Annotated in this window: 1 protein-coding gene; it reads left to right on the forward strand. The window is 71.8% G+C overall.

Annotated elements, in window-relative coordinates:
• Nucleotides 1–1,259, forward strand: a 1,259-nt coding sequence (locus DPV74_RS41405; protein ID WP_119339288.1) for an acyl-CoA dehydrogenase family protein, incomplete at both ends; no start/stop codon positions are given.

Genomic DNA, 1,259 nt, shown 5'->3' on the forward strand with positions numbered 1-1,259 from the left:
GCGGCCGACGTGCTCGCCGAACGCAGCGCGTCCGCCGACGTGCGCCGCGCACTCGAGCAATCGGCCGGCCGCGACGATGCGCTGTGGGCCGCGCTGGCGGGCGAACTCGGCTGGAACGCGCTTGCGCTGCCGGAGGCGGCGGGCGGGCTCGGGCTCGGCGCGGTCGAGCAGGCGGTGCTGATGGAACAGCTTGGCCGGCGCATCGCGTGCGTGCCGTATTTTTCGACCGCGTGCCTGGCGGCGACCGCGCTCGCGGGCTGCACTGACAATCCGCTGGCGATGGACTGGCTCGCGAAGATCGCCGAAGGCGCGTGCAGCGCGACGCTGGCGCTGCCGTTCGACTGGCTATTCGGCGAGCCAGATGGGGCGCGGGTCGGCCGGCCATATGGCCGGCCGGGTGCCAATGCGTTCGGTGCATCGTTCGGCGACTCGTTCGACGAACCGGCCAGTGCGCGACCGCTTCCGTTCATCGCGGAGGAAACCGCGGCCGGCTTCGCATTGTCCGGCGTCGCGGCGCAAGTGCTCGACGGTGCGCGCGCCGACCTGCTGCTGGTTCCGGCGCGGATCGCGAACGAAGGGCAGTCGGTCGGCCTGTTCGCGATGGACATGACTGCCGGCGCAGCCGGCGTTGCGGTGACGCCGCTCGACACGCTCGACGCGACGAGGCCGCTCGCACGGATTGCGCTCGACGACGTGCGCGTGAGCCGCGACGCGCTGATTGCGGGCCGCGACGCGGCGCAGGTGCTCGAACGCGCCGCATGGTTCGCGGCGCTCGCGCTGGCCGCCGAACAACTCGGCGGCGCACAGCAATGCCTCGACCTGACGCTCGACTACACGAGCCAGCGCGTGCAGTTCGGCCGCGCGATCGCGTCGTTCCAGGCTGTCAAGCACCGTTGCGCGCAGATGATGGTGCTGATCGAATCGGCGCGCTCGGCCGTACTCGGCACGGCCCATGCGTGGGACGCGGAGGCCGGCGGCGTGGTGCCGGGCAACGCATTGCGTGTCGACATCGCCGCGGCGAAATCCGCCGCGAACGACGCGTATGCGTTCTGCGCACAGGAAGCGATCCAGTTGCACGGCGGCGTCGGCTTTACGTGGGAATACGACCCGCATCTCTACTTCAAGCGCGCGCAGGCGTCGGGCGCGCAGTTCGGCAGCACGCCGCAACTGCTCGAATGGATCGCAGGCCATGCGATCGAAGGCGGCGACGCGCACCGCGACGACGCGCCCGCCGCCGCGGTTGCGGCGCCCGCCCGCCC

The sequence above is a fragment of the Burkholderia sp. HAN2018 genome, from assembly GCF_024704855.1.
Lineage (GTDB): Bacteria > Pseudomonadota > Gammaproteobacteria > Burkholderiales > Burkholderiaceae > Burkholderia > Burkholderia cepacia.